This is a genomic window from Clostridium swellfunianum (assembly GCF_023656515.1).
GTDB classification, from domain to species: Bacteria; Bacillota; Clostridia; order Clostridiales; family Clostridiaceae; genus Clostridium_AT; species Clostridium_AT swellfunianum.
Genome location: NZ_JAMOFV010000006.1, coordinates 2,451,710 through 2,474,216, shown reverse-complemented (window position 1 = coordinate 2,474,216; position 22,507 = coordinate 2,451,710). Strand labels below are relative to the sequence as shown.

General features: G+C 34.2%; 23 protein-coding genes. 21 read left to right on the top strand and 2 right to left on the bottom strand.

The features are described from left to right. Window positions 1-28: 28 nt before the first annotated feature. The 9 genes from NBE98_RS11730 (at window position 29) to NBE98_RS11690 (ending at window position 6,259) form a co-directional block, all read left to right on the top strand. Window positions 29-547: a DUF6241 domain-containing protein gene (locus tag NBE98_RS11730; RefSeq protein WP_250815173.1), complete on the top strand. Its 519-nt coding sequence runs from the start codon at window positions 29-31 to the stop codon at window positions 545-547. Window positions 548-815: 268 nt separating this feature from the next. After that, window positions 816-1,013: a hypothetical protein gene (locus tag NBE98_RS11725; RefSeq protein ID WP_250815172.1), complete on the top strand. Its 198-nt coding sequence runs from the start codon at window positions 816-818 to the stop codon at window positions 1,011-1,013. Window positions 1,014-1,140: 127 nt separating this feature from the next. Then, window positions 1,141-1,725 (top strand): restriction endonuclease, encoded by a 585-nt coding sequence (locus NBE98_RS11720; protein ID WP_250815171.1) that lies wholly within the window; start codon window positions 1,141-1,143, stop codon window positions 1,723-1,725. Between the two features lie 11 nt (window positions 1,726-1,736). Further along, window positions 1,737-2,321: a restriction endonuclease gene (locus tag NBE98_RS11715; protein WP_250815170.1), complete on the top strand. Its 585-nt coding sequence runs from the start codon at window positions 1,737-1,739 to the stop codon at window positions 2,319-2,321. A 155-nt stretch (window positions 2,322-2,476) separates the two neighbouring features. Then, entirely contained in the window at window positions 2,477-3,160 is a 684-nt protein-coding gene (locus NBE98_RS11710) for a TraX family protein (RefSeq protein WP_250815169.1), read from the top strand. A 164-nt stretch (window positions 3,161-3,324) separates the two neighbouring features. Continuing rightward, on the top strand, window positions 3,325-3,864 hold the full coding sequence (locus NBE98_RS11705; protein WP_250815168.1) for a sigma-70 family RNA polymerase sigma factor: 540 nt from the start codon (window positions 3,325-3,327) through the stop codon (window positions 3,862-3,864). After that, window positions 3,845-5,161, top strand: coding sequence for a DUF4179 domain-containing protein (locus NBE98_RS11700; RefSeq protein WP_250815167.1), 1,317 nt, complete (start codon window positions 3,845-3,847; stop codon window positions 5,159-5,161). The genes NBE98_RS11705 and NBE98_RS11700 overlap by 20 nt, the downstream gene beginning before the upstream one ends. A gap of 79 nt (window positions 5,162-5,240) precedes the next feature. Further along, on the top strand, window positions 5,241-5,726 hold the full coding sequence (locus NBE98_RS11695) for a permease (RefSeq protein ID WP_250815166.1): 486 nt from the start codon (window positions 5,241-5,243) through the stop codon (window positions 5,724-5,726). Then, entirely contained in the window at window positions 5,723-6,259 is a 537-nt protein-coding gene (locus NBE98_RS11690; RefSeq protein WP_250815165.1) for a permease, read from the top strand. Before NBE98_RS11695 ends, NBE98_RS11690 begins: the two co-directional genes overlap by 4 nt. 80 nt (window positions 6,260-6,339) lie before the next feature. Here the strand turns inward: NBE98_RS11690 and NBE98_RS11685 are convergent, their stop codons facing one another. Next, entirely contained in the window at window positions 6,340-7,053 is a 714-nt protein-coding gene (locus NBE98_RS11685) for an HAD family hydrolase (RefSeq protein WP_250815164.1), read from the bottom strand. A gap of 197 nt (window positions 7,054-7,250) precedes the next feature. Further along, window positions 7,251-8,627: a UDP-N-acetylmuramate--L-alanine ligase gene (gene murC, locus NBE98_RS11680; RefSeq protein ID WP_250815163.1), complete on the bottom strand. Its 1,377-nt coding sequence runs from the start codon at window positions 8,625-8,627 to the stop codon at window positions 7,251-7,253. A 353-nt stretch (window positions 8,628-8,980) separates the two neighbouring features. On the opposite strand from murC, the gene purR reads away from it, so the two are divergent. From purR to NBE98_RS11620, 12 genes are all read left to right on the top strand, one after another. After that, window positions 8,981-9,796 (top strand): pur operon repressor, encoded by an 816-nt coding sequence (gene purR, locus NBE98_RS11675; protein ID WP_250815162.1) that lies wholly within the window; start codon window positions 8,981-8,983, stop codon window positions 9,794-9,796. Between the two features lie 101 nt (window positions 9,797-9,897). Then, on the top strand, window positions 9,898-10,179 hold the full coding sequence (gene spoVG / locus NBE98_RS11670; RefSeq protein ID WP_250815161.1) for a septation regulator SpoVG: 282 nt from the start codon (window positions 9,898-9,900) through the stop codon (window positions 10,177-10,179). A gap of 192 nt (window positions 10,180-10,371) precedes the next feature. Beyond that, the gene (gene glmU, locus NBE98_RS11665; protein WP_250815160.1) at window positions 10,372-11,742 is read left to right on the top strand and encodes a bifunctional UDP-N-acetylglucosamine diphosphorylase/glucosamine-1-phosphate N-acetyltransferase GlmU; all 1,371 of its coding nucleotides are present in this window, start codon (window positions 10,372-10,374) and stop codon (window positions 11,740-11,742) included. Between the two features lie 25 nt (window positions 11,743-11,767). Then, window positions 11,768-12,727 carry a ribose-phosphate diphosphokinase gene (locus tag NBE98_RS11660; protein ID WP_250815159.1) on the top strand — a complete coding sequence of 320 codons (960 nt, stop codon included), beginning with the start codon at window positions 11,768-11,770 and terminating at the stop codon, window positions 12,725-12,727. A gap of 171 nt (window positions 12,728-12,898) precedes the next feature. Next, window positions 12,899-13,897 (top strand): GNAT family N-acetyltransferase, encoded by a 999-nt coding sequence (locus tag NBE98_RS11655; RefSeq protein WP_250815158.1) that lies wholly within the window; start codon window positions 12,899-12,901, stop codon window positions 13,895-13,897. Window positions 13,898-13,975: 78 nt separating this feature from the next. Then, window positions 13,976-14,677 (top strand): PIG-L deacetylase family protein, encoded by a 702-nt coding sequence (locus tag NBE98_RS11650; RefSeq protein WP_250815157.1) that lies wholly within the window; start codon window positions 13,976-13,978, stop codon window positions 14,675-14,677. A 73-nt stretch (window positions 14,678-14,750) separates the two neighbouring features. Continuing rightward, window positions 14,751-15,815, top strand: coding sequence for a serine hydrolase domain-containing protein (locus NBE98_RS11645; RefSeq protein WP_250815156.1), 1,065 nt, complete (start codon window positions 14,751-14,753; stop codon window positions 15,813-15,815). 15 nt (window positions 15,816-15,830) lie between these two features. Then, the gene (locus NBE98_RS11640) at window positions 15,831-16,982 is read left to right on the top strand and encodes an exo-beta-N-acetylmuramidase NamZ family protein (protein ID WP_250815155.1); all 1,152 of its coding nucleotides are present in this window, start codon (window positions 15,831-15,833) and stop codon (window positions 16,980-16,982) included. Beyond that, entirely contained in the window at window positions 16,972-18,546 is a 1,575-nt protein-coding gene (gene nagZ, locus NBE98_RS11635) for a beta-N-acetylhexosaminidase (RefSeq protein ID WP_250815154.1), read from the top strand. The genes NBE98_RS11640 and nagZ overlap by 11 nt, the downstream gene beginning before the upstream one ends. A gap of 27 nt (window positions 18,547-18,573) precedes the next feature. After that, the gene (locus NBE98_RS11630) at window positions 18,574-19,548 is read left to right on the top strand and encodes a hypothetical protein (RefSeq protein ID WP_250815153.1); all 975 of its coding nucleotides are present in this window, start codon (window positions 18,574-18,576) and stop codon (window positions 19,546-19,548) included. Between the two features lie 190 nt (window positions 19,549-19,738). Beyond that, on the top strand, window positions 19,739-21,418 hold the full coding sequence (locus NBE98_RS11625; protein ID WP_250815152.1) for an ABC transporter substrate-binding protein: 1,680 nt from the start codon (window positions 19,739-19,741) through the stop codon (window positions 21,416-21,418). A gap of 144 nt (window positions 21,419-21,562) precedes the next feature. Beyond that, the gene (locus NBE98_RS11620; RefSeq protein ID WP_250815151.1) at window positions 21,563-22,504 is read left to right on the top strand and encodes an ABC transporter permease; all 942 of its coding nucleotides are present in this window, start codon (window positions 21,563-21,565) and stop codon (window positions 22,502-22,504) included. Window positions 22,505-22,507: the final 3 nt, after the last annotated feature.

The window sequence follows — 22,507 nt, the reverse complement described above, 5'->3', positions numbered from 1 at the left end:
ACTAGTATATGAAGAATGGAGAGAAAATATGAAATCACGTGCAGCTTTAAGTATAAAGAGTTTGATTGTATTATCTGTAATAGGAACTGTAAGCTTTAATATTTATACTAAAACTCATGGCGCTAGTTTTGAATATAATACTAACACTGAATTGGTTCAAGCTTTTAATAAGGAAACTGAAAAGGCAGCTTTAGTAGAAACTACAAACAAAGTTTTTAACAATGAAATTAAGACGCAGGAGTATAAAATAGAAATGGGCGTATACGAACAGATGCATAAACTTGCTAATAGTCTAATAGTATCTGTAGATGGCGAAGTTTGGGGCGAAGAGAAAATAACTAAAGAAAGTGTTAGAGTTTTAAAAGAAAAAGTTGAGAAAAATAATAATTTGTTTGGCAAAGCGGCTTATTCAGAAATAATGAATATTATATCAAGATGGGAGAAAAGCGATTACTCACAAGGTGTTGAAGATCATAATTATGTTTGGAAACAGCTCGGAGGTTCTATAGGGAGGGCTAAGGAGCTTAGAGAAGAGTATAGGAAATAGCTTCTTTTGAAAATATATTTAAATAATTTACTTGTTTAGGTTTAAAAACTAATTACTTGTCCATAATTTTATTGGAGGTATGTATAGTTTCGGATGCAGGTTATAAAAAGTAAAACCTCATACTATAATATTGCTTAAGAAAATTACAAAGTGATACAATTTAATTTCTTAAAAAGCTATATAAAGTGTAACAACTTTTAAACAACTTACATACTATAAATAAGTAATTTACATGTAGAAGCAATTATGGATTAATGGGGGTATAATTATGGATTTAAGTGAAAGAGACATGGAGATAATTGAAAAGGGTACCAAAGCTTTAATTGCCGAATTGGGCTACTCTGGATTTTTAAAGTATATTTCTAGAGTGCAGACGTTTAATGGGGACTATTTTAGAGCAAAAGAAGAAATTTGTAAGGGAAGTACCGGAGAAAACAATAAAATAAAAATATTAGCCAAGGAGTAGCCATATATAGGGTTGCTCCTTTTTATATGAAAAGATTTAGCATCAGTATATAAATGAAAATAGTGGAAAGATTTATTAATATAAAAATATAAGAATATATAAATATTTAAGGAACGGTGAAAATAGTATGACTGCACTGCTTGTATTTGTATTAGTGTTAATATTTTCAAGTAAGCTCGTTAAATTTATTGAGAATAAAATAAATAGTAAATTTAATTCTGAATATGTTAAGTATGGCTTTTTATCAAGATATTATTTAAGCAGCAGGTTCACTGATAGAGAGTTTCAGGAATGGTGTAAGTATTTTCTAAAAAACATGCATTATAGAAACTTAAAAAATGTTTCTGAGAATTTTGAGGGTGGGATTAGTTTTATATCAACAAATAATAAAAATCCAACCTATATAAGCACAAGGCTATATCAATTGAAAGACAGTGAGAAAAACAAACAGAAAAAGAATGTAGATGATAGCTATAAAGCTATAGGCAGACCTGAGGTTCAAAAATTTGTGGGTGCATTGGTGCATGACAGGGTCAAAAGCGGCGTTATTATTACCACTGGCGATTTTACAAAGGAAGCAATTGAATATGTAAGGTCTTTATCAAAGGACTACTTGATAGTCTTAATAGATGGTGCAGCACTAACTAAAGAACTGCGAAAGATAAGAAAAAGAGAGATAACATCAAGAGTAGCTTCAGGCTTAATAGGTTGAGGAGAAAAAATATGAATATTATAGATATTATTTTCAATGACGTATCCAATTTTTTAAAAGCTACATTAACAGTTTTGGTTATACTTTTATTTGTTCAAAGAGTTTATCAAGCTATAAATGTAATAAAGGAAACCAGAAGAAAAAAAGAGTATATTCAGGACTTAAAGCTGGGAGTTTTAAGTAAGGAAGATTTATATAATTATACTCCGCGTGAGTTTGAGGAATGGTGTGCAGAATTTATTGCGGCGAAGGGCTTTACAAATATTGAAATAAGTCAGGCTGGACCTGATGGGGGAAAAGATATAGTTTGTAAAAGAGGAACTGAAACCTATTATGTTGAATGTAAAAGATATAGCTATGATAAAAATGCGGAACATAAGGTGGAACTTGAGACAGTTAGAAAACTAGTAGGGGTTATGGAGGCGGACTGTATAAAAAATGGTCTTATAATTACTACAGGCTGTGCAACAAGTGAAGCTATTGAATATGCAAATACCCTCCCAAGCCAGTATAGTATTGGAATAGTAGAAGGCGATGATTTAATTAATCAATATACAAACATAAAGCATCTTATTTATGTACCGGAAAAGAACTAGTTATTAAAAACTCATCAGGACTTAAATCAATGTCTTGTTGAGTTTTTTGTTTAGCTTATATATAGTATTAACATAAACATTTTAAAATGCTAATAAATATGTTACCATAATTACATATGGAATAAAATGGTTTGCATCTAAAGGGGGATAAATTCATGAATTCAGCTCAGTTAAAACTCTTTGCTTGCGTAGTTATGCTTATAGATCATATGGGATATATATTTTTTCCTAAGGTTATATGGCTGAGGGTAATAGGAAGGCTCGCCTTTCCATTATTCGCTTATTTTATAGCAGAGGGCTATAGAAAAACAAAAGATTTAACGGATTACCTTGGGAGACTAGTTTTATTTGCTCTTATATCTCAGCTGCCATTTATGTATGCCTTTAATACTAAAAGCTTGTACCTAAATGTATTTTTTACTTTAGCCATGGGGTTGTATGCGGTTTACAATTATGATAAAAACAAAAGGCTTCATATGGTAATTATAATAGCTGCAGCCTGCCAAATGATAAACACTGATTATGGAGCTTATGGGGTGCTGTTAGTATTTTTCTTTAATTTAAATCATGATAATTTTAAGCTTATGGCTAGGAATGTAATACTGTTAACTATCCTTGCTCAGCTTGCCCAGGCTGGCATAGCTTACCTTAATACTCCTGCAATTTATCTGTCGAGAAACCTTTTATTTACTTTAGGAGTACAGCCGTTATGTCTTTTATCGCTAATACTTATTAAGATTTATAATGGAGAAAGAGGACCAAAGCTTAAATATCTATTTTATGCTTTTTACCCTGTGCATTTGATTATCTTAGGTTTTATTAGAGATATGCTTAAATAAGATAAGAGAGCCTTAAGCAAAACTGCTTTTGGCTCTTTTGTATTTTATATATAATAATTAATATTGCGTGAACCAAATTATGCTAAGCTTTATCTAATAGATGTAAACAAAACTTCGAAGTATATTTGTTTAAATAAATATGACCGTAGAAAGGAGCTGTCAACTTGGATTTTGAATATGAAGTTGGACTAGCTATAAAGGGCAGTAAGGATTCTTTTGCAAAGCTAATTAAGTATTTGGAGCCTTCTATGTATAGAGTGTCTAAAGCCATTTTGCAATCTGATAACGATTGTGCTGATGCAATGCAAGAAACTATATTAAAAGCCTATAAAGCAATAGAAAGCCTTAAGGAACCACAGTTTTTTAAAACCTGGTTAATAAGAATCTTAATCAATGAGTGCAAAAAAACTAATATGCAAAAGGGTAGAATTATACCCATGGAAGAAATCACTTCTGAAAGAATAGTGAATGATATTGAGGATAGTCTTTCTGTTCAAGAACTACTTAACACTTTAGAGAATGATTTAAGAAGTGTAGCATCCTTATACTATTTTGAAGATTTGCCTATTAAGGATATTTCGGGAATGCTAAGTATTCCCGAAGGTACGGTAAAATCAAGACTTTCCAGAGCTAGAAAGAAATTAGCGGAGGTATTAAAGCCAAATTTAAAAGGGAGTGAGCTTTATGGACGAACAAGCATTTGATATGGAAGTTAAAAATATAGCTAAAAATTTTGATACAGAAGTACCTAAAATGATTTCAAATAGAGTAGATGAAACCTTAGCCTTTTTAGAACCAAAGGGACATAAACTTATTGACACAACCACAAAAAAACGCATCGCAGCTGCGCTAATCTGTTTGGCAGTTATTGGTTTTGGAGCACCTAGTTATGCTAAGAATATACAGTCTCTACAAGGTGTGCTTAAATATTTTAATATAGGAAGCGGTTACGAAAAAATTATTACTGATTATGGAATTTCTAAGGAAAGCAATGGGGTTAAGGTAACTATTGACAATGCTATTTATGACGGCTATGAATTATTAGTTTCCTATACAATAGAAAGCGAAAAGCCGTTTAAGGATAATATTTTATTAAATCCTAAAGCTTTGATATCAGAAAAAGGAGTAAAAGGGATACTTAAGGGAAAGAGTAATCTTTTCTTTAATAATTGGTATGGAGAATTTAAGGATAAGGATAGAAAAATATATTCAGGTGCTATGAGCTTCAGCATCTCTGCAAATAGCGTTCAGCCAAATGGCAAGCCCGTTGATAACAATAAAATAGCAATCTCTAAGATTCCGAATAAATATGAGCTTGACCTTAGCTTAGATAAATTAGGAGCATTAGAAGGTAAGTGGAACTTTAATTTAACGGTAGAAAGTGAAAAAGCAAAGGGAAATGTTAAAGAGTATGCTATTAATAAAGACTTAAGCAGCTTATTTCCAAATACTAAGCTGGAAAGCATAGTAATTACTCCAATCAGAATTTATCTTCAAGGCACAGGTTCCAATCAGAATTTATTCTTCAATTATATAGTGCTAGATGATCAAGGAAAACCTTTAAAGGGTGAAGGTGGTTCTACTATAGAGGACAAAGGCCTTACAAGATACACTCAAAGTGTGAATAATTATGAAAAGTCTTTTAAATGGCTCACTTTGATACCTTATAATTACTATCAAGGTGAGAATAAATTTGAAGCTCCTCTAAATTTAGAAGGTAAAACAAGAATTCCTATTGGTTCTAATAAGTTTTTAACTATAGCAAAGGTTGAAGAAAAGGAAGGTAAAACTTACGTTTATTATGATGCAGAGGCTCCAGTGAACGTTTTTCCATTTTACTTAAGAGATGAAGACGGAAAAGAGTACATGAAGCATGAGAACTCAATCATTAATGGACAGTCTGTATTAGTCTATGACGAGGCTCTGTTAAGTAAAAAGCTTACAGTGATAAACAATACAGTAATATTTTATGATGCCGCTTTTAAGGTAGGCATAAATTAAAAGCACAAAATCATTCCTTCAATAATATATTGATAATAACAACAAAGAATTTAAGCATTATGTTATTGGAGGGTGCTTTGTGACAACATTAATTCTTTACGGCAGTGCACTGGCACTGCTTTTATTATCTTATATAAAGGACAAAGGAAAGACAAAAAAAGCACTTAAAAAAGCTTGGAAGTCTTTTGAAAATGTACTTCCTCAGTTTCTAGGGATAATTTTTATAATTGGATTAACTCTTGCGGTATTAAAGCCAGAGGTTATTTCTAAAGTTATCGGAAATGAATCTGGAATAATTGGGGTAATTATTGCTGCAGTAGTTGGTTCTGTGACTTTGATGCCTACCTTTGTAGCTTTTCCAACAGCCGATATGCTGCTAAAAAACGGTGCAGGCTTTGCGCAGGTTGGAGCACTTGTATCAACTTTGACTTTGGTTGGAGTAGTTACTTACGGACTTGAAGCGAAATATATTGGTAAAAAGGCTGCTTTTTATAGAAACTTCATAGCCTTTATTTTTTCGTTTATAGTAGCTTATGTTATAGAAAAGGTGGTAGGTGGCGTATGATTAATAACCTAGTAAAGAGATATAGCTTCTTTATTGCAGCTTTCTCTATCACTTTAATTATTACTTTGATAAGTAAGGATATAGGCTTTAAAACTTTTAGCTTGGCAGGTTCAAGTCTTAGGCAGATGCTTTCAGTATTGCCGCCTATTATGCTTTTGTTAGGACTTATGGATGTTTGGGTTCCAAGGGAAAGAATGATGAAGTACATGGGGGAGGACTCTGGAATCTTAGGAATTGGGTTATCCATACTTATAGGTTCTTTAGCAGCTGGACCAATGTACGCTGCGTTTCCTTTTGCTGCAGTACTTTTAAGAAAAGGAGTTAAGTTTAGCAACTTAATAATTTTTATGAATGCCTGGTGTGTAACCAAGATACCAACTGTAATGTTTGAGCTTACAGCACTCGGATATAAATTTACATTTGTAAGGTTTGCAGTAAATTTGCCAGGTATTATCTTGATGGGATTTCTGGTGGAGTGGCTGCTTACTAAAGATGAACTGAGAACTGTTTATTTAAACGCGGAAAAACAATAATTTATATTTTGTAAAAAAGTGCTGATATGTAGCAGGTCAAATTCCACCCACTATATCAGAACTTTTTTACAAAACAGCTCCTATTTCAGTGAAGGAAGTCCTTTTACAAATTCATAGAAACCTTCATAATCTCCTTGATAGTCTGCAGCGATTTCATCTTCTGTTCTATGAAGCAGGCAATCTTTTATTAAAAAGGTCTTTAGTCCAAGTTTTCCAGCAATCAAATCTTCCTGCACATCATTTCCTACCATCATGCACTCCTCTGGAGTTTTCTCTATTTCTTTTAGAATTTCGTCGTAGTATTTTAATTGAGGCTTGCAGTAGTGATTTTGCTCGTAGCAGGTTATGTATTGAAACTCTGATGGTTCAAAGCCTGCCCAGCGAATTCTATGATGTATAGCCTTTAGAGGAAATAGTGGATTTGTTGCTATAACAAGTTTATAACCTTTTTCTTTTAGAAGCTTTACGCTTTCCTGCATAAGCTTGCTTTCATAAACAGCAGCTTTTGCCTTAATAAATTCTTCATCATAAAACTTATCAAAGCGTTCTTTATAGGTAACTATATCTCCATCTATTCTAGTCTTAAAGTCTTCCATAAAGATTTCTTCGTTTGTTTTATACTCAACATTTGCAATCATCGCATTCGTAGAAGCCCATATGTTTTTAACAAGCTCCTTTGGTCCGATTAGGTCTTTTAAGTACTCAGCCATAGCTCCAAAATATAACTTTTCAAAAGCCTTCATATCCATAGGAAGAAGTGTTCCATCCAGGTCAAATAAAATTGTATTTATCATATAATTTTCAATCCCTTCATTAGCGTTACTAAAACATTTTACCACATAAAAGAGCAGATTAACTTTCTTAGCAAAAATATATTTACCAGCACCGTAGAAGGCCTTAAGGCTAAAGGTTCAGCACAAATAGTTTCTAAGTATGTTCAGACTTTAAAGTTAAATAGTAAAAAAGTGTAGGAGCTGCTCCTACACCTTTTTTATGAATTTAAATACATTTCCCCAATTTTATAAACATCTCCAGCGCCTACAGTCAAGAGAAGATCTCCATCCTTAAGGTTTGCTTTTAGAAAATCAACAATTTCTTCAAAGCTGTGGAAGTTATGACAGGATTGACCAAGCTCTCTAATCTTATCCCCAAGCATGTCAGAGCTTATAAGTTTAGTGAAATTCTCTCTTGCAGCATAAATGTCTGCCAGGATAATTTCATCAGCATTGGAGAAACAACGTGTAAAATCATCAAATAAAGTTAAAGTTCTTGTATAAGTATGAGGCTGGAACACGCAATAAATCTTCTTGTGAGGAAAGTTTTTAGAAGCATCAAGAGTAGCTTTGATTTCAGTTGGATGATGAGCATAATCGTCTACAACTGTAACTCCATCCTTAACTCCTTTTATCTCAAAACGTCTGTGTGTTCCGTAGAAATTTGCAAGGCCTTCTATTATATCGGCGTTAGGAACATTGAGGCTTAAGCCAACACATATACTAGCCAGACCATTAAGTACATTGTGTATTCCAGGCACATTTAAATTTGCAGCAAACAGCTTTGTTCCGTTTCTGTATACATCAAAATCTGCACAGCCTCTATCATTAAAGGTTATGTTCTTGGCCTGAATCTCTCCGGCATTAATTCCATAGGTTATTACATTGCACTCTGCAGAAGTAATAACAGCTTTAACTTTCTCATCATCAGCATAGGCAACTAAATAGCCGTCCTTTGGAATAAGCTTTGTAAATTCAATAAAGGTGTCTTGAATATGATCTATGTTTCTATAAAAATCAAGATGGTCTGCTTCTATATTTGTTATAACTCCAACATAAGGGAAAAACTTTAAGAAGGAGGCTTTATATTCACAAGCTTCTGTTATAAAGTACTCACTTTTGCCTGTTCTAACATTTCCATCGATTATATCTAGTTCTCCACCTACCAATATGGTAGGATCTAAATTAGCGTGAAGGAATATGTGTGAAACCATGGAGGTAGTTGTAGTCTTTCCATGAGTTCCTGAAATAGCTACATTATATTTGTGTCCCTTCATTATATGACCTAAAAACTCTGCTCTATCCATTATAGGAAGCTTTAACTCCCGAGCTTTGCGAAGCTCCGGATTATCCTCAGAAACTGCAGCGGTATAAACTACTAAGTCCACATCATTTATATTTCTTTCGTCATGACCAATAAAAACTTCAGCTCCTTGCTTTTCAAGCTTATCTGTTATATTGGAGGCCTTCATATCAGAACCAGAAACTCTATAGTTGTTTTCTAAAAGAATTTCTGCAAGACCGCTCATGCTTATCCCACCAATACCAATAAAGTGTATCTTTTTATGAGTATCTTTTAAAAAATCAAATGACAAAGTATCAACTCCTTTCACTCGTTGCACTGGACAGTTTACTCGGCAGACATTATTCAAACCCAGTATTCTGACCATAAAAATACCATTTAGACCTTTTATATCATTGAAATTTCACTCTATTATATCATTATATACAAATTTCCTTGAAAGAAACACCCTGACCCTACATAAATATTGATAATATTTATGAAATGGAATACAATATGAATAATAACTACATTTATAGCTTGGAAAGTTCGTATATTTTAAAAGAACAATAGAATTGACAGGCCTTGTGGGCAAATAAGGAATACAAAGGGCATAAGGATTGATAATCTTTATGTACGAATAAGGAATACAAAGGGGATAATATTATGGAAAAGTTCAGCAGAAATACAAGAATAGCTGCCATTACAAAGATTCTTATAGAAAATCCAAATAAGGTTATAAATTTAAGTGAATTTACGGAAAAATTTAATGCTGCAAAATCTACAGTTAGTGAGGATATACTTGTTGTTAAGGAAACTTTAAACAAATTTGATATGGGAAGAATAGATACTGTTGCAGGTGCTGCAGGTGGTGTTAGATATGTGTGCGGGGTTTCAAAGGAAGAGAGAAAGAGCTTTATAGATGAGCTTTGTTCTGTTTTAAGGGAAAAGGATAGAATAATACCAGGAAATTTCATATATATGACAGATATAATGTATAACCCAGAAATAATAAGGAAAGCAGGAATTATCTTAGCTTCCGAATTTCACAATAAATCAGTGGACTGTGTGGTTACTGTTGAAACTAAAGGTATTCCATTAGCTTATGAAGTGGCAAGCATGCTGGGAGTTCCTCTTGTTATAGTCAGAAGAGATAATAAGGTTACTGAAGGAACAACAGTAAGTATAAATTATGTAACAGGTTCCAGTAAAAGAATTCAAACCATGTCACTGTCAAGAAAGGCTTTAAGAAATGGAAGTAAATGTATTTTTATAGATGACTTTATGAAAGCTGGAGGTACTGTAACAGGCATAATTAATCTTTTAAAAGAATTCGACAGCACTCTTGTTGGGATAGGAATTCTTGTTGAAGACGTTGAAGATACTAAAAAGTTAGTAGAGGAGCGCATTTCTCTAGTAGAGTTTAGTGGTATAGATGAAGAAGAAAGTGCAATAGTATTTCCATCCAGACACTTCAAATAGTAAAATATTCAAAAAAATATTAAATATTTTGAAAAATAAGCAGGAAAAATAAAAAATATGGAGAATATTATATTGACATAAGCATCGTGGAGGTGGTTTTTATGCAAATTACAGATGTAAGAGTTAGAAAGGTTGCTGCAGAGGGAAAGATGAAGGCAATTGTTTCCGTAACTTTTGACAACGAGTTCGTCGTTCATGACATCAAGGTTATAGAAGGACAAAATGGCCTTTTCATTGCTATGCCAAGCAGAAAAACTCCAGACGGAGAATTCAAAGACATAGCGCACCCTATTAATACTTCAACTAGAGAGAAAATTCAACAATTTATCCTAGCTGAATATGAAAAAGTGAAAAGTGAAGAAATAACTAGCTCGGAAGAGTAAATAAAAGGGAGTTTAGACTCCTTTTTATTTTTTGACAAATTTCGCTGTAAGGTTGCAAATTAATGACGTATAAAATATAATATAAGAGGCGATTTTGTTATGAATAATAGAATGTGATATACAATTTATATAATAGTTAAGCAGAAATGCTAAGAACAATTCTACATAGTGTGATAATTAAGGAGGGTATTTATGTATAGATGCGCTGCTATACTAGCTGCTGGTGAAGGAAAAAGAATGAAATCTGAAACTCCTAAGGTACTTCACAAAGTGTGCGGTAAGGAAATGGTTAATCATGTTATCGACATCATGAGGAAGGCTGGAATTGAAGATGTTAATGTAATAGTAGGAAAAGGTTCAGAAAAGGTTAAGGCTGGAACCGCAGATAGAAATGTAAGTTATTCACTTCAAGAGAAACAGCTTGGAACAGGCCATGCAGTTATGTCTGCTAAAGACTTCTTAAGTGGCAAGACAGGAGTTGTAGCAATTTTTACAGGGGATGCCCCTCTTATTAAAGAAGAAACAGTTAATAAGTTCTTAGCTTTCCATGAAGAAGGAGAGTTTAAGGCTACTATACTTACTTCTGTTATAGACAATCCTGCTCATTATGGAAGAGTTATAAGAAGTGCCCAAGGTGAAGTTTTAAAAATAGTTGAAGCTAAGGATTGCAGTGAAGTAGAATATAAGGTTCAGGAAATAAACGCAGGTATGTACTGCTTTGATATAGAGTCTCTTTTAAGAAGCTTAGAAAAGCTTACAAACAATAACGCTCAAGGTGAATATTACTTAACTGATGTTATAGGAATTTTAAAGAATGAGGGTTTTAAGGTTGGTGCAATGGTTACTGACTTTGAGGAAACTATAGGGGTAAACTCAAGAGTTGAGCTTGCAGAAACTGAAAGCATTTTGAGAAATAGAATAAATAAAAAGCACATGGAAAATGGTGTTACTATTATTGATCCAAACAGCACTTATATTGGAAGTGATGTTGAGATTGGACGTGACACTATAGTGTATCCAAATAATATGCTTGAAGGAAAGACTATTGTTGGTGAAAACTGTATTCTTTATCCAAATTCAAGGATAGCTGACAGTATTATAGAAAATGAAGTTGAAATTCAAAGCTCAGTTGTTATAGACAGCAGGGTTGGAGAAGGCACTACAGTTGGCCCATTTGCCTATATAAGACCAGAAAGTGTTATAGGCAAGAATGCTAGAATAGGTGATTTTGTTGAAATTAAAAAGTCTACAATAGGAGACAATACAAAGGTTTCTCATCTTACTTATATAGGTGATGCTGAAGTTGGCAAGAACTGCAACTTTGGATGTGGTACTGTTGTTGTTAATTATGACGGAAAGAAGAAGCATAAGACAATTATTGGTGACAATGCCTTTATAGGCTGTAATACAAACTTAGTTTCTCCAGTTGAAGTTAAGCCAAATGCTTATACTGCTGCTGGATCAACAATAACCAACGAAGTCCCAGAAGGAGCTTTAGCTGTGGCAAGAGCTAAGCAGGTCAATATTGAAGGATGGGTTGAAAAAAAAGGACTAAAGAAATAGTCAAAAAATAGGAGGAAAATAACTTATGATAACACATGGCAAGGGAATAAAAATTTTCACAGCTAATTCGAACCCAGAACTAGCTAAAGAAATGGCAGATATTTTAGGAGTGCCAGTAGGTGCATCAGAGGTTGGAAGATTCAGTGACGGAGAAATTGCTGTTAATATCAATGAGACAGTTAGAGGCGCTGACGTTTTCGTTGTTCAATCAACAAATGCTCCAGTAAATGATAACCTTATGGAACTATTAATAATGATTGATGCCTTTAAGAGGGCATCAGCAGGAAGAATAACTGCTGTTATGCCATATTATGGTTATGCTAGACAAGACAGAAAGGCAAAGGCAAGAGATCCAATTACAGCTAAGCTTGTTGCTGATATGATAGCTGCAGCTGGAGCAGACAGAGTTTTGACAATGGATTTACATGCTCCGCAAATTCAGGGATACTTCAACATTCCTGTTGATCATCTTCTTGGCGTGCCTATTCTTGCAAAATACTTTATAAGCAAGGGTTTTGCAGAAAGGGAAGACGTAGTTGTTGTTTCTCCTGACCTTGGAAGTGTTACTAGAGCAAGAAAGCTTGCAGATAAGCTTCACGCTCCAATAGCAATTATAGACAAGAGAAGACCAAAAGCCAACGTTTCTGAAATAATGAATGTTATTGGAGACGTTAGAGATAAAATAGTTATACTTATAGATGATGTTATAGACACAGCAGGAACAATCTGCAATGGTGCAAATGCACTTTCAGATATGGGTGCTAAGGAAGTTTATGCTTGCTGCACACATGCAGTTTTATCAGGACCAGCTATAGAAAGAATTCAAGCTTCAGCTATTGAGGAACTTATAATGCTTAACACTATAGCGCTTCCAGAAAGTAAAATGATTGACAAGTTTAAATTCCTTTCAGTAGCTCCGGTATTTGCGGATGCTATTAGAAGAATTTACGAAGATATTTCAGTAAGTAAATTATTTGAAGAATAATATATAAAGATAAAGTAGAAGTGAGAATCTCACTTCTACTTTTTTGTTGCTCGTGAAACAAATTTTCTTAAAATAAATACTAATGTGAAAATAATTATTGAAAACTTTTTCTTATAGGTGTATTATATACTTAAATACCAATAATAAGTTCATATAAATAGGGAGGTTTTTATGATGGAAATTGTAAGATTTAATGACTCTCACATCGGAGAGGTTATAAGCCTTTGGAACAAATCCTGTGAAAACGAAATGCCTTATAAACCTTTTACTGAAGAGAGTTTTAGAGATAAGTTTATAAACAATATTCATTTTAGCTATGAAGGAACCTTTGTTGCTATTGAAGATGAAAAGGTTATCGGCTTTGCAAACGGTCTTTATAAAAAAGAGTATCTTCCGGGAGAAACCTTTGAAAATACACCAGGATACTTAACTTTTGTTTTAGTTGATAAAAATTATAGAAGCAAAGGCTATGGAAGTGCTCTTTTAAAAGCAGTTGAAGATTTTCTTATAGGCAGCGGAAAGAGAATGATTCAAATTATATTCTTTAACCCTATAAATCTTGAATGGCTTATACCAGGCTCAGAGGGAAAGCATGACCATCCAAATGCTCCTGGCGTTGATGTAGATGGCACAGGTTATCAATTTTTTCAAAAGCATGGTTATGTAGTTAGAACAAAAGAAGTCTCCATGTATCTTGATCTTGCTAAGTTTGAGCTTGATGAAAAATCTATTGCTAAGCTTAATGAGCTTAAAGAAAAAGGAATTAAAATAGGATATTATGATGAAGCTACGGATCATGGGTTTGATGGACTATTTGATGATTTAAAGCATGAGCTATGGAGAAAGGAAATAAACGACAATTTAGCATTACCAAAGCCTTTCCCAATTGTAGTTGCTTCAGATAATGGAAAGATTTGCGGCTTTACCGGTCCTCTTGAAATACAACCTAGCGGCAGAGGAAAGTTTTCAGGTATAGGTGTTGCTTCAAGCCACCAAGGCTATGGTATAGGAAAATTATTATTTTTCATGCTCTGTGAAAGCTTTAAGAAAGAAGGGGCAAGCTTTATGTCCATATTCACAGGAATTGAAAATAATGCTAAAAGAATGTATGATGCAGCAGGTTTTACTGTAGTTAAGACTTGGGCGGTTATGAGATTAGAGATTAAGTAAATTATAATGTGCAGCTTGCTATTGGCTGCAAACGATTTTAAGAAGAACAGTGCTTAAATAGAAAGGAGATTTAGTAATATGGAAAGAAAACAACTTCATATAATGGCAATTGGAGCTCACGTAGGAGATATGGAGCTTACAGCAGGAGGAGTTCTTGCTCAGCATGCAGCAATGGGTGATAAAATTACAATAGTAAATATGACACCAGGAGAAAAAGGAAATCCACCTCATTTAACTGTTGAAGAGTATGCTCAGCAAAAGATTAGAGAGGCAAAAGAATTTGCTGAAATATTAGGAGGTCAATCAATAGTTCTTGATTATAAGGATGGAGAGCTTCCAGATACTGATGAGCCAAGGTTTAAGGTTGCAGATTTAATAAGAAAGCATAAACCAAATATACTTATAACTCATTGGAAGAACAGTATGCATAAGGATCATGCCACAACAAGCAGAATAGTTGTAGATGCTCAGTTTTATGCCGGAATAAGAGGCTTTGAAAGAGAAAATCCGGCACATTTTGCAGCTGGGCCATACTTTGCAGAAAACTGGGAAGATCCATATGACTTTAAGCCATTTACTTATATTGATATATCAAAGGGTTATGAGTTATGGATGGAAGCATTAAAGAAAATTTGGTTTGTGACAAACAGCAAGTCCTTTAAATATTATGAGTACTATGATGCATTAAGCAAGGTAAGAGGCTGTGAATCAAGAAAAGAAAGAGCGCAGGCTTTTGCTGTAGACCCACTTTCGATTAAACAAATAAAGGAATCCTTTTAACAATATATGAATGAAGAATGAAGAATTTAGTTTTTAGGTTCTTCATTTTTCATTAAATTTAGGTGGTGATTTAATGTCAATTAACATGGATAAATTAAATTATGCCTTCAGCCTTGTTGAGGAAGGTGTAGATAAGGGGTATTTTCCAGGTGCTGCTGTTGTTGTTGGACATAAAGGTGGGGTATACAAGACAGCTCATTACGGAAACAGAAGCCTGATGCCTGAAAAGCTTCCTTTAGAGTGCGAGACTCTATTTGATATGGCATCTTTAACTAAGGTTGTAGCTACAAATACTTTGTTTATGATTTTTTTGGATAAGGGCTTAGTATCTGTATTTGATAAGGTGAGCCAATATGTTGAAGGTTTTAAAGGAGAGGAGAAAGAGGAGATAACTCTATCTAATTTATTAACTCACACCGCGGGGCTTCCTTCTTTTGGACCCCTTTACAAGCTTTGCAAAAACTTTGAGGATGCAGTTGAATTTATTTCAAAGGAAAAGCTTGTTTATAAACCTGGGACTAGAGTTGTATACAGTGATTACGGCTTTATACTTCTTAAATATGTCTTAGAGAAGGTAGGACAAGATAGTTTCGAAAATCTATGCAGGAAGTATGTGTTTGATTCACTAGAAATGCATAACTCCGGTTTTAACCCTGAGTCTAGTAATATTGCAGCAACAGAGCTTGATGCTGAGACTGGCAAAATTATCATGGGCATATGCCATGATGAAAATGGCAGGTTTTTTGACGGAGTTTCAGGCCATGCCGGACTTTTTTCAAATATTAAAGATATGACTAAATTTGCTTCAATGCTTATAAACCAAGGAAACTATAACGGCAAGCAGATAATATCAAGAGCAACTTTTAAGGCTATGATTCAAAACTATACAGAGGGCTTTGAAGAAAATAGAGCTTGGGGGTGGACAGTTAAGGGGAAAATTTTATCCTCTGGAGGAGATATAATTTCACCTAAGGCTTTTGGACACACAGGTTTTACAGGCACCTCAATTTGGATTGATATAGAAAATGATGTTTATATTGTACTTTTAACAAATAGAGTTCATCCAACAAGAGAAAATATTAACATTATAAGGTTTAGAAGAGTTTTTAACAATGCTGTAATGGCGGCTGTAGAGTAAACAATGGAGGTTTTTATGGAAAAGCTAATAGTCAGAAACGGTATAGATAATCTTGACAAATACACCCATCTTTTTGAAGGTAAGAGGATAGGACTTGTAAGCTGTCCTACAGGGGTAGATAAAAATCTTAAATCGACCATTGATATATTGAACGAAAAGTTTAACCTAACTGCACTTTACTCACCAGAGCATGGAATAAGGGGGAACCTTCAGGCTGGAGCAGCAGTGGATAATTATATAGATGAAGGTACAGGTATTACTGTATATAGCCTTTATGGCAATAATAAGAAGCCATCACCTGAAGTGCTAAAAGATATTGATGTGATGGTTATAGATTTACAGGATATAGGTTCAAGATACTATACATTTCTTTATACCATGTCCTATTGCATGGAAAGTTGTGCAGAAAATAATAAAGCTGTTGTGGTTCTAGACAGGCCTAATGTAATTGGTGGCCAGACTGTAGAAGGAAATATTCTTAATATAAGATTTAAGTCTTTTGTAGGAATGTATCCTATACCTCCAAGATATGGCTTAACAATAGGTGAAATGGCTAAGTTTATGAACAAAGAATTTAATATAAATTGCAATTTAGAGATAGTGAAGCTTGAGGGCTGGAATAGAGAAGCCTATTTTGATGATACTGATTTGTTGTGGATTAATCCTAGTCCCAATATGCCATCTGTAAAGACAGCGGTATTGTATAATGGAACTTGTCTTTTTGAAGGTACTAATATATCTGAAGGCAGAGGAACCACAAGACCTTTTGAATTTGTTGGTGCTCCTTGGTTAGATGCTTACAAGCTGGCGGATACAATGAATGAAAAAGGTTTAGAAGGAGTGATTTTTAGACCTATTTATTTTGAACCAACCTTTTCAAAGCATAAGGGAGAATTATGCAAGGGAGTACAGGTTCATGTAACTGATAAGAGAAAAGTTAAGCCTGTAGAGCTTGGAATACACCTGTTATATGAAGTTATGGATATGGATAGAGAAAAATTCCAGTGGCTTGCTCCATTTAAGGAAGGTGGCCATCACTTCATAGATTTTCTTTCTGGAACAGATGCGGTAAGGAACAGAGAATTAGAAGCAGAAGGATTTATTGAAAAATGGAAAAAGGAGAGCAACAATTTTAAAAGGTTAAAGGAGAAATATCATGAATATTAAAAGTATGACCCTTGAGCAAAAGATTGGACAAATGATAATTGCAGGCTTTCCTTCAAAGGAATATGACAGTCATGCTGAAGAACTTGTTAAAAATAATATAGGTAATATAATTCTTTTTCTTAGAAATGTTGGAAGCAAGGAAGAACTTGCAGAGCTTAACAATAAAATACAAAAGGAAATGATGAAAAAGACAGGACTTCCTGCGTTTATTACTATAGACCAAGAAGGTGGCATGGTTACAAGAATATATGAAGGAGCTACCTTCCTCCCAGGAAATATGGCTTTAGCAGCTGTTAAAGATTCAGAAGCAGTTAAAAAAGCAGCAGAGATTTCAGGAGAAGAATTAAGAGCTCTTGGTATTAATTTTAATTTGGCTCCCGTTCTAGATGTTAATAATAATCCTAAAAATCCAGTTATAGGTGTTAGATCCTATAGTGATAATCCTGAAGTAGTAGCAGAATACGGAATTAATGCTATAAAGGGGCTTCAAAGCAAGGGGGTTATAGCTACTGCAAAGCATTTTCCAGGTCATGGAGATACTGACGCAGATTCTCACTTGGCTTTACCATTGGTGTCTCATTCAATAGACAGGCTTAATAAAGTTGAGCTGTACCCTTTTAAAAAAGCAATAGAAAACGGAGTAGACGCTATTATGTCCGCTCATGTTTTGTTCCCAGCAATTGAAAAAGAAAAGCTTCCAGGAACTCTTTCTCATAAGGTATTAACAGGGCTTTTAAGGGGAGAGCTTGGATTTAACGGATTAATAATGACCGATTGCATGGAAATGAAGGCCATAGCAGACTACTATGGTACAGTTAAAGCTGCAGTTATGGCAGTTAAAGCTGGTGCGGATTTAATATGCATATCTCATCATTTAAACCTTCAGCTTGAAAGCTTAAAGCAAATAAAGGAAGCGGTGCTAAGAGGAGAGATTCCTGAAAGCAGAATAGATGAATCAGTAGAAAGGATTCTAGCTTTAAAGGAAGAATACAATCTATTTAGTAATCCTTATGCTGATATGGAAAAGGTATATGCTGTTGTTGGATGTAATGAGCATAGGCAATTTGCTGAAAAGATGAGTGAAAAGAGCATTACAGTGCTTAAAGATTCATCAGGACTTCTGCCAGTTAAGAGTAAAAACATAATGACTATATCTACTGAAGCAGTAATATTAACTGGAGCAGATGATAGTATAGCAAAAAACAGGTCTTTATCTAGGGCTGTTTGCGACGCTTTAGGCGGGGAGGCGTATTCTATAGGCCTAAAACCAGATGACAAAGAAATTGAAGCGTTGGTTGAAAAAGCCTCAGGCAAGGAATTGATTATTGTAGGTACGTATAATTCCTGCTTAAACAAGGCTCAAGCAGAGCTTGTGAACAAGCTTTATCAAGCAAATAAAAATATAGTTGTTGCAGCGCTTAGAAATCCTTATGATATAAATGATTTCAAGGAGATACCTTGCTGTATATGTGCCTATGAATATACACCGCTTGCAATTGAAAGCGTAATAAAGATTTTGTCTGGAGAAATAAGGGCGCAGGGAATTATTCCTGTAAAATTATGATATCTGCAAAAGAGGTGAACTATAGTTATGATAAAAGGTACAGCTTATTTTGGAAACAGGTTTGTTAATCATTTTGAAAAGGATGCAGAAGAAATAGCAGCAGCAGGCTGTGAAGTGGTTCTACATACTTTTTCAGAGAATGATTTTAAGTTTTATAAAGAGAGCATGAAAGAAATATCAGAAGTCTCGAAAAAACATGGTCTTGAAGTTTATTTTGGACCATGGGGAGTAGGTAAGGTATTTGGCGGAGAAGCTTTTTCAGACTTTCTTACTAACAATGTTGAAGAAATGGAGGTTATTGAAAACGGAGAAAAGCGTGGAATAGCCTGTCTTTATAGTGAAAAGTTTAGGGAGTTCATGAAAACCTGGGTGGATGGCGCTGTTTATGCTGGTGCTGATGTTATTTTTATTGATGAACCTCACTGGTATATAGCAGGTTGGTTTCAAGAAAAGGACCATTGGGGCTGTAGATGCCACAGATGTAAGAAGAATTTTAAACAATCATATGGCTATGAGATGCCTCTTGATCAAAATGAAGATGTGCTTAAATTTAAGGCTGAAGGGATTTATGATTTTACTAAGTTTATTTGTGACTACGCTAAAGAAAAAGGTGTAAAAACATCTGTATGTCTTCTTCCATCAGATAGAGAAAAAGATCTTCAGCTTTACGAAAGAGTGGCGAAGCTTGACAGCGTAGATATCATGGGGACAGATCCGTATTGGGTTTGGCCAAATGCAAACTTTGATGTAGTAGAATACGTTGAAAGATATACAAAAATGATTAAGACTCTTTGTGACAAATACAATAAAATTTCTGAGATATGGATTCAAAATTTTAGAATTCCTAAAGACAAGGAACAGGAAGTAAAAGTAGCCCTTGATATCTTTAAAAAGTATGGTATCGATAGAATATTATCCTGGGGCTATAGAGGAAGTTATGGAATGTCTTCTTTAAAGTGTGAAAATCCAGAGAATATATGGCAGATTTTTAAGGAGTTTTAAATAAAAAAGTCAATGGAAAACTTATGAAATAAATTTTTGAAATAATATTTAACAAATAAAAGAAACTATTGAAATTTTATTTCTCGTAATATATAATGTAGATATAAAGAGCAATGTAAAGCATTGCATTACAATGATTGGTAATTATGTTTATTCAATCTAACGTTACCCAAATAGTAGGAGGGGGATTATGAAAAAAATTGTTTCATTAGTTTTAACAGCTGTTGTTACTACTTCTTTATTAGCTGGTTGTACAACTAAAAAGACTGCTGAAGCTCCAGCGGCAAAAGATGACAAGTCACCAGTAACATTAAAAATGTTCATTGCAGATACCGTTATGCAGAAGAGATGGGAAGCTGCAAAAATGGAAGCTCCAATATCTAAGAAGATTAAAGATGCTACTGGAGTTAACCTAGATATAGAATTTCCTGTAGGTGATATTAAGCAAAGAATGGCACTTATGATTTCAAGCGGAGAGTATCCAGAACTTGTTTATGCTGGCCCGGAAACAGGTCAAATCATCGATGCAAAGGGCCTAATACCGCTTGATGAATTAATTGAAAAATATGGACCAAATATAAAGAAGCTTTATGGAGAGTATTTGCCAAGATTGAAGTATAGTAAGGATGACCCACATATATACTACCTTGGTAGAGATGGTGTAAGAGATCAGCAAACAGCTCCAACAAATGGTTTCCAAATACAACATCAAGTTGTTAAGGAAGCAGGTTATCCTAAGATAAAAACTTTACAAGATGTTGAAAACGTTGTAAAAGCTTATAAGGAAAAGCACCCAACTATGAATGGAAAACCAACCATAGGCTTCTCATTAGTTGGTGGAGATGAGTTATTCTCAATCTTTACATTATTTAATTCTGCAGCAGCAGCAACAGGTTCTCCTAGTGATGGAGATTGGTTTATAGACCAAAATACTTATAAAGCTCAATATAACTTTACCAGACCTGAAGTTAAAGAATACTTTAAGTGGCTAAATCATTTAAATGATATTGGTCTTTTAGACCCAGAAGCCTTTACTCAAAAAAATGACCAGTTCCAAGCTAAAGTAGCTTCAGGACAAATATTAGCGATGGCTGATGACACATGGCATTATGCAGCTAGTTCGAGAGGAGCTAGATCAACTTATGGAAATCAATTTGGTTATGGATTATATCCTGTAACAGTTAATGAAAACATAAAGCAAGCTAATTTTATGTCACCTGGATATCCTGCTATAGCTGGTGTAGGTATTTCAACAAAGGCTAAGGATCCTGTAAGAGCTATTAAGTTCCTTGACTATTTAGCTAGTGATGAGGCTCAAGTTTTAGTTAACTGGGGTATTGAGGGCGAAAACTACAAGGTTGAAAACGGCAAAAGAGTAATAGATGATGCTACTTGGACAAAGAGATTCAACGATCAAGAATGGTCCAATAAGCTTGGTCTAGGTTCATGGGGGTATCCGTTCCCAGCAAGAGGCAAGGGAGAAAAAGATGCTACCGGCCAATTATTCAGCCCTGTAACACCTGAAATAGCTGCTAGAAACTATACTGCAGAAGAAAAAGAAATCTTAGGCAAGTATGGGGTTCAAATGTGGAAGGATTTATATCCTGCAGCATCTGAATTTAAAGAAAGACCATATGGTGCAGCATCTGAATTCAATATACCTGCCGATTCAGATTTAGCTAGGACTCAGACAAAGATAAGACAGCTTGCACTTAAGAATATTGCAGGTATGATACTTGCAAAACCAGCTGAGTTTGATGCTAAGTGGGATACGCACGTATCTAGCTTAAAAGCTAATGGTTTAGACAAAATGGTAGAGGACTTTAACAAGTTTTTATCAGAAAAAATAAAGTTCAATACCGGCAAATAAAAATACAATAAGGCAGACCTATTAAGTAAGGTCTGCTTTTTCTCTTAAATTAGGTTGAAAATTCAATCAAATTACCTTTAACGGGTAACTTGCAAATGGAATTATAGCTTTTAAATTACACAGTGATTACAACTGAAAGGAGTAATGGTTACTATGCAGCATACTCATAAAAAGAAAACTACATGGAATACAATAAAAAATCAAAAATATTTATTGCTTATGTCAATGCCCTTTGTTGTATGGGTAATAATATTCGCATACATCCCAATATGGGGATGGATAATGGCATTTCAAAATTATAAGCCATCTGCAAACTCGAATATATTTCAACAAAAATGGGTTGGTTTAAAACACTTTAAAGATATGTTTGCTGATCCACAATTTTATAGAGCCCTTCAAAATACTCTTGGAATGAGTATTTTAGGAATAGTATTTGGCTTCATTATAACTATTTTATTTGCATTATTCTTAAACGAAGTAAAAAATATATTTTTTAAAAGAGTGGTACAAACATTTTCCTACCTCCCACACTTTGTGTCATGGGTTATTGCAGCCAGCATAGTTATCGAAATGCTTTCCCATGGAGGAATAGTAAATAGCTTGTTAATGAAATGGGGTCTAATAAGTGCTCCAATACAGTTCTTTGCAAAGCCTGGATACTTTTGGTGGATTGTAACCTTCGCAACTATTTGGAAGGACTTGGGCTGGAATGCAATAATATACCTATCAGCTATATCTGGTATTGATCCTGCTTTATATGAAGCAGCAACAGTGGATGGTGCAAATAGATTCAGAAGGATATGGCATGTTACACTTCCAGGAATAATGCCTACAGTAACTATAATGCTTATACTTTCTATAGGAAGTATACTAAGCGTAGGTTTTGAAAGGCAGATGCTTTTGGGAAATACATTGCTTTTAGACAAGGCAGACGTTTTAGACTGGTATATATTAAGAGAAGGTATAAGTTCCTTAAGATATTCCTATGGAACAGCTGTCGGCATATTTAAATCAGTAGTAAGTATTGCTATGGTGTTAGGTGCTAATTTTATATCTAAGAAATATACAGATAACGGTGTAGTTTAAGGA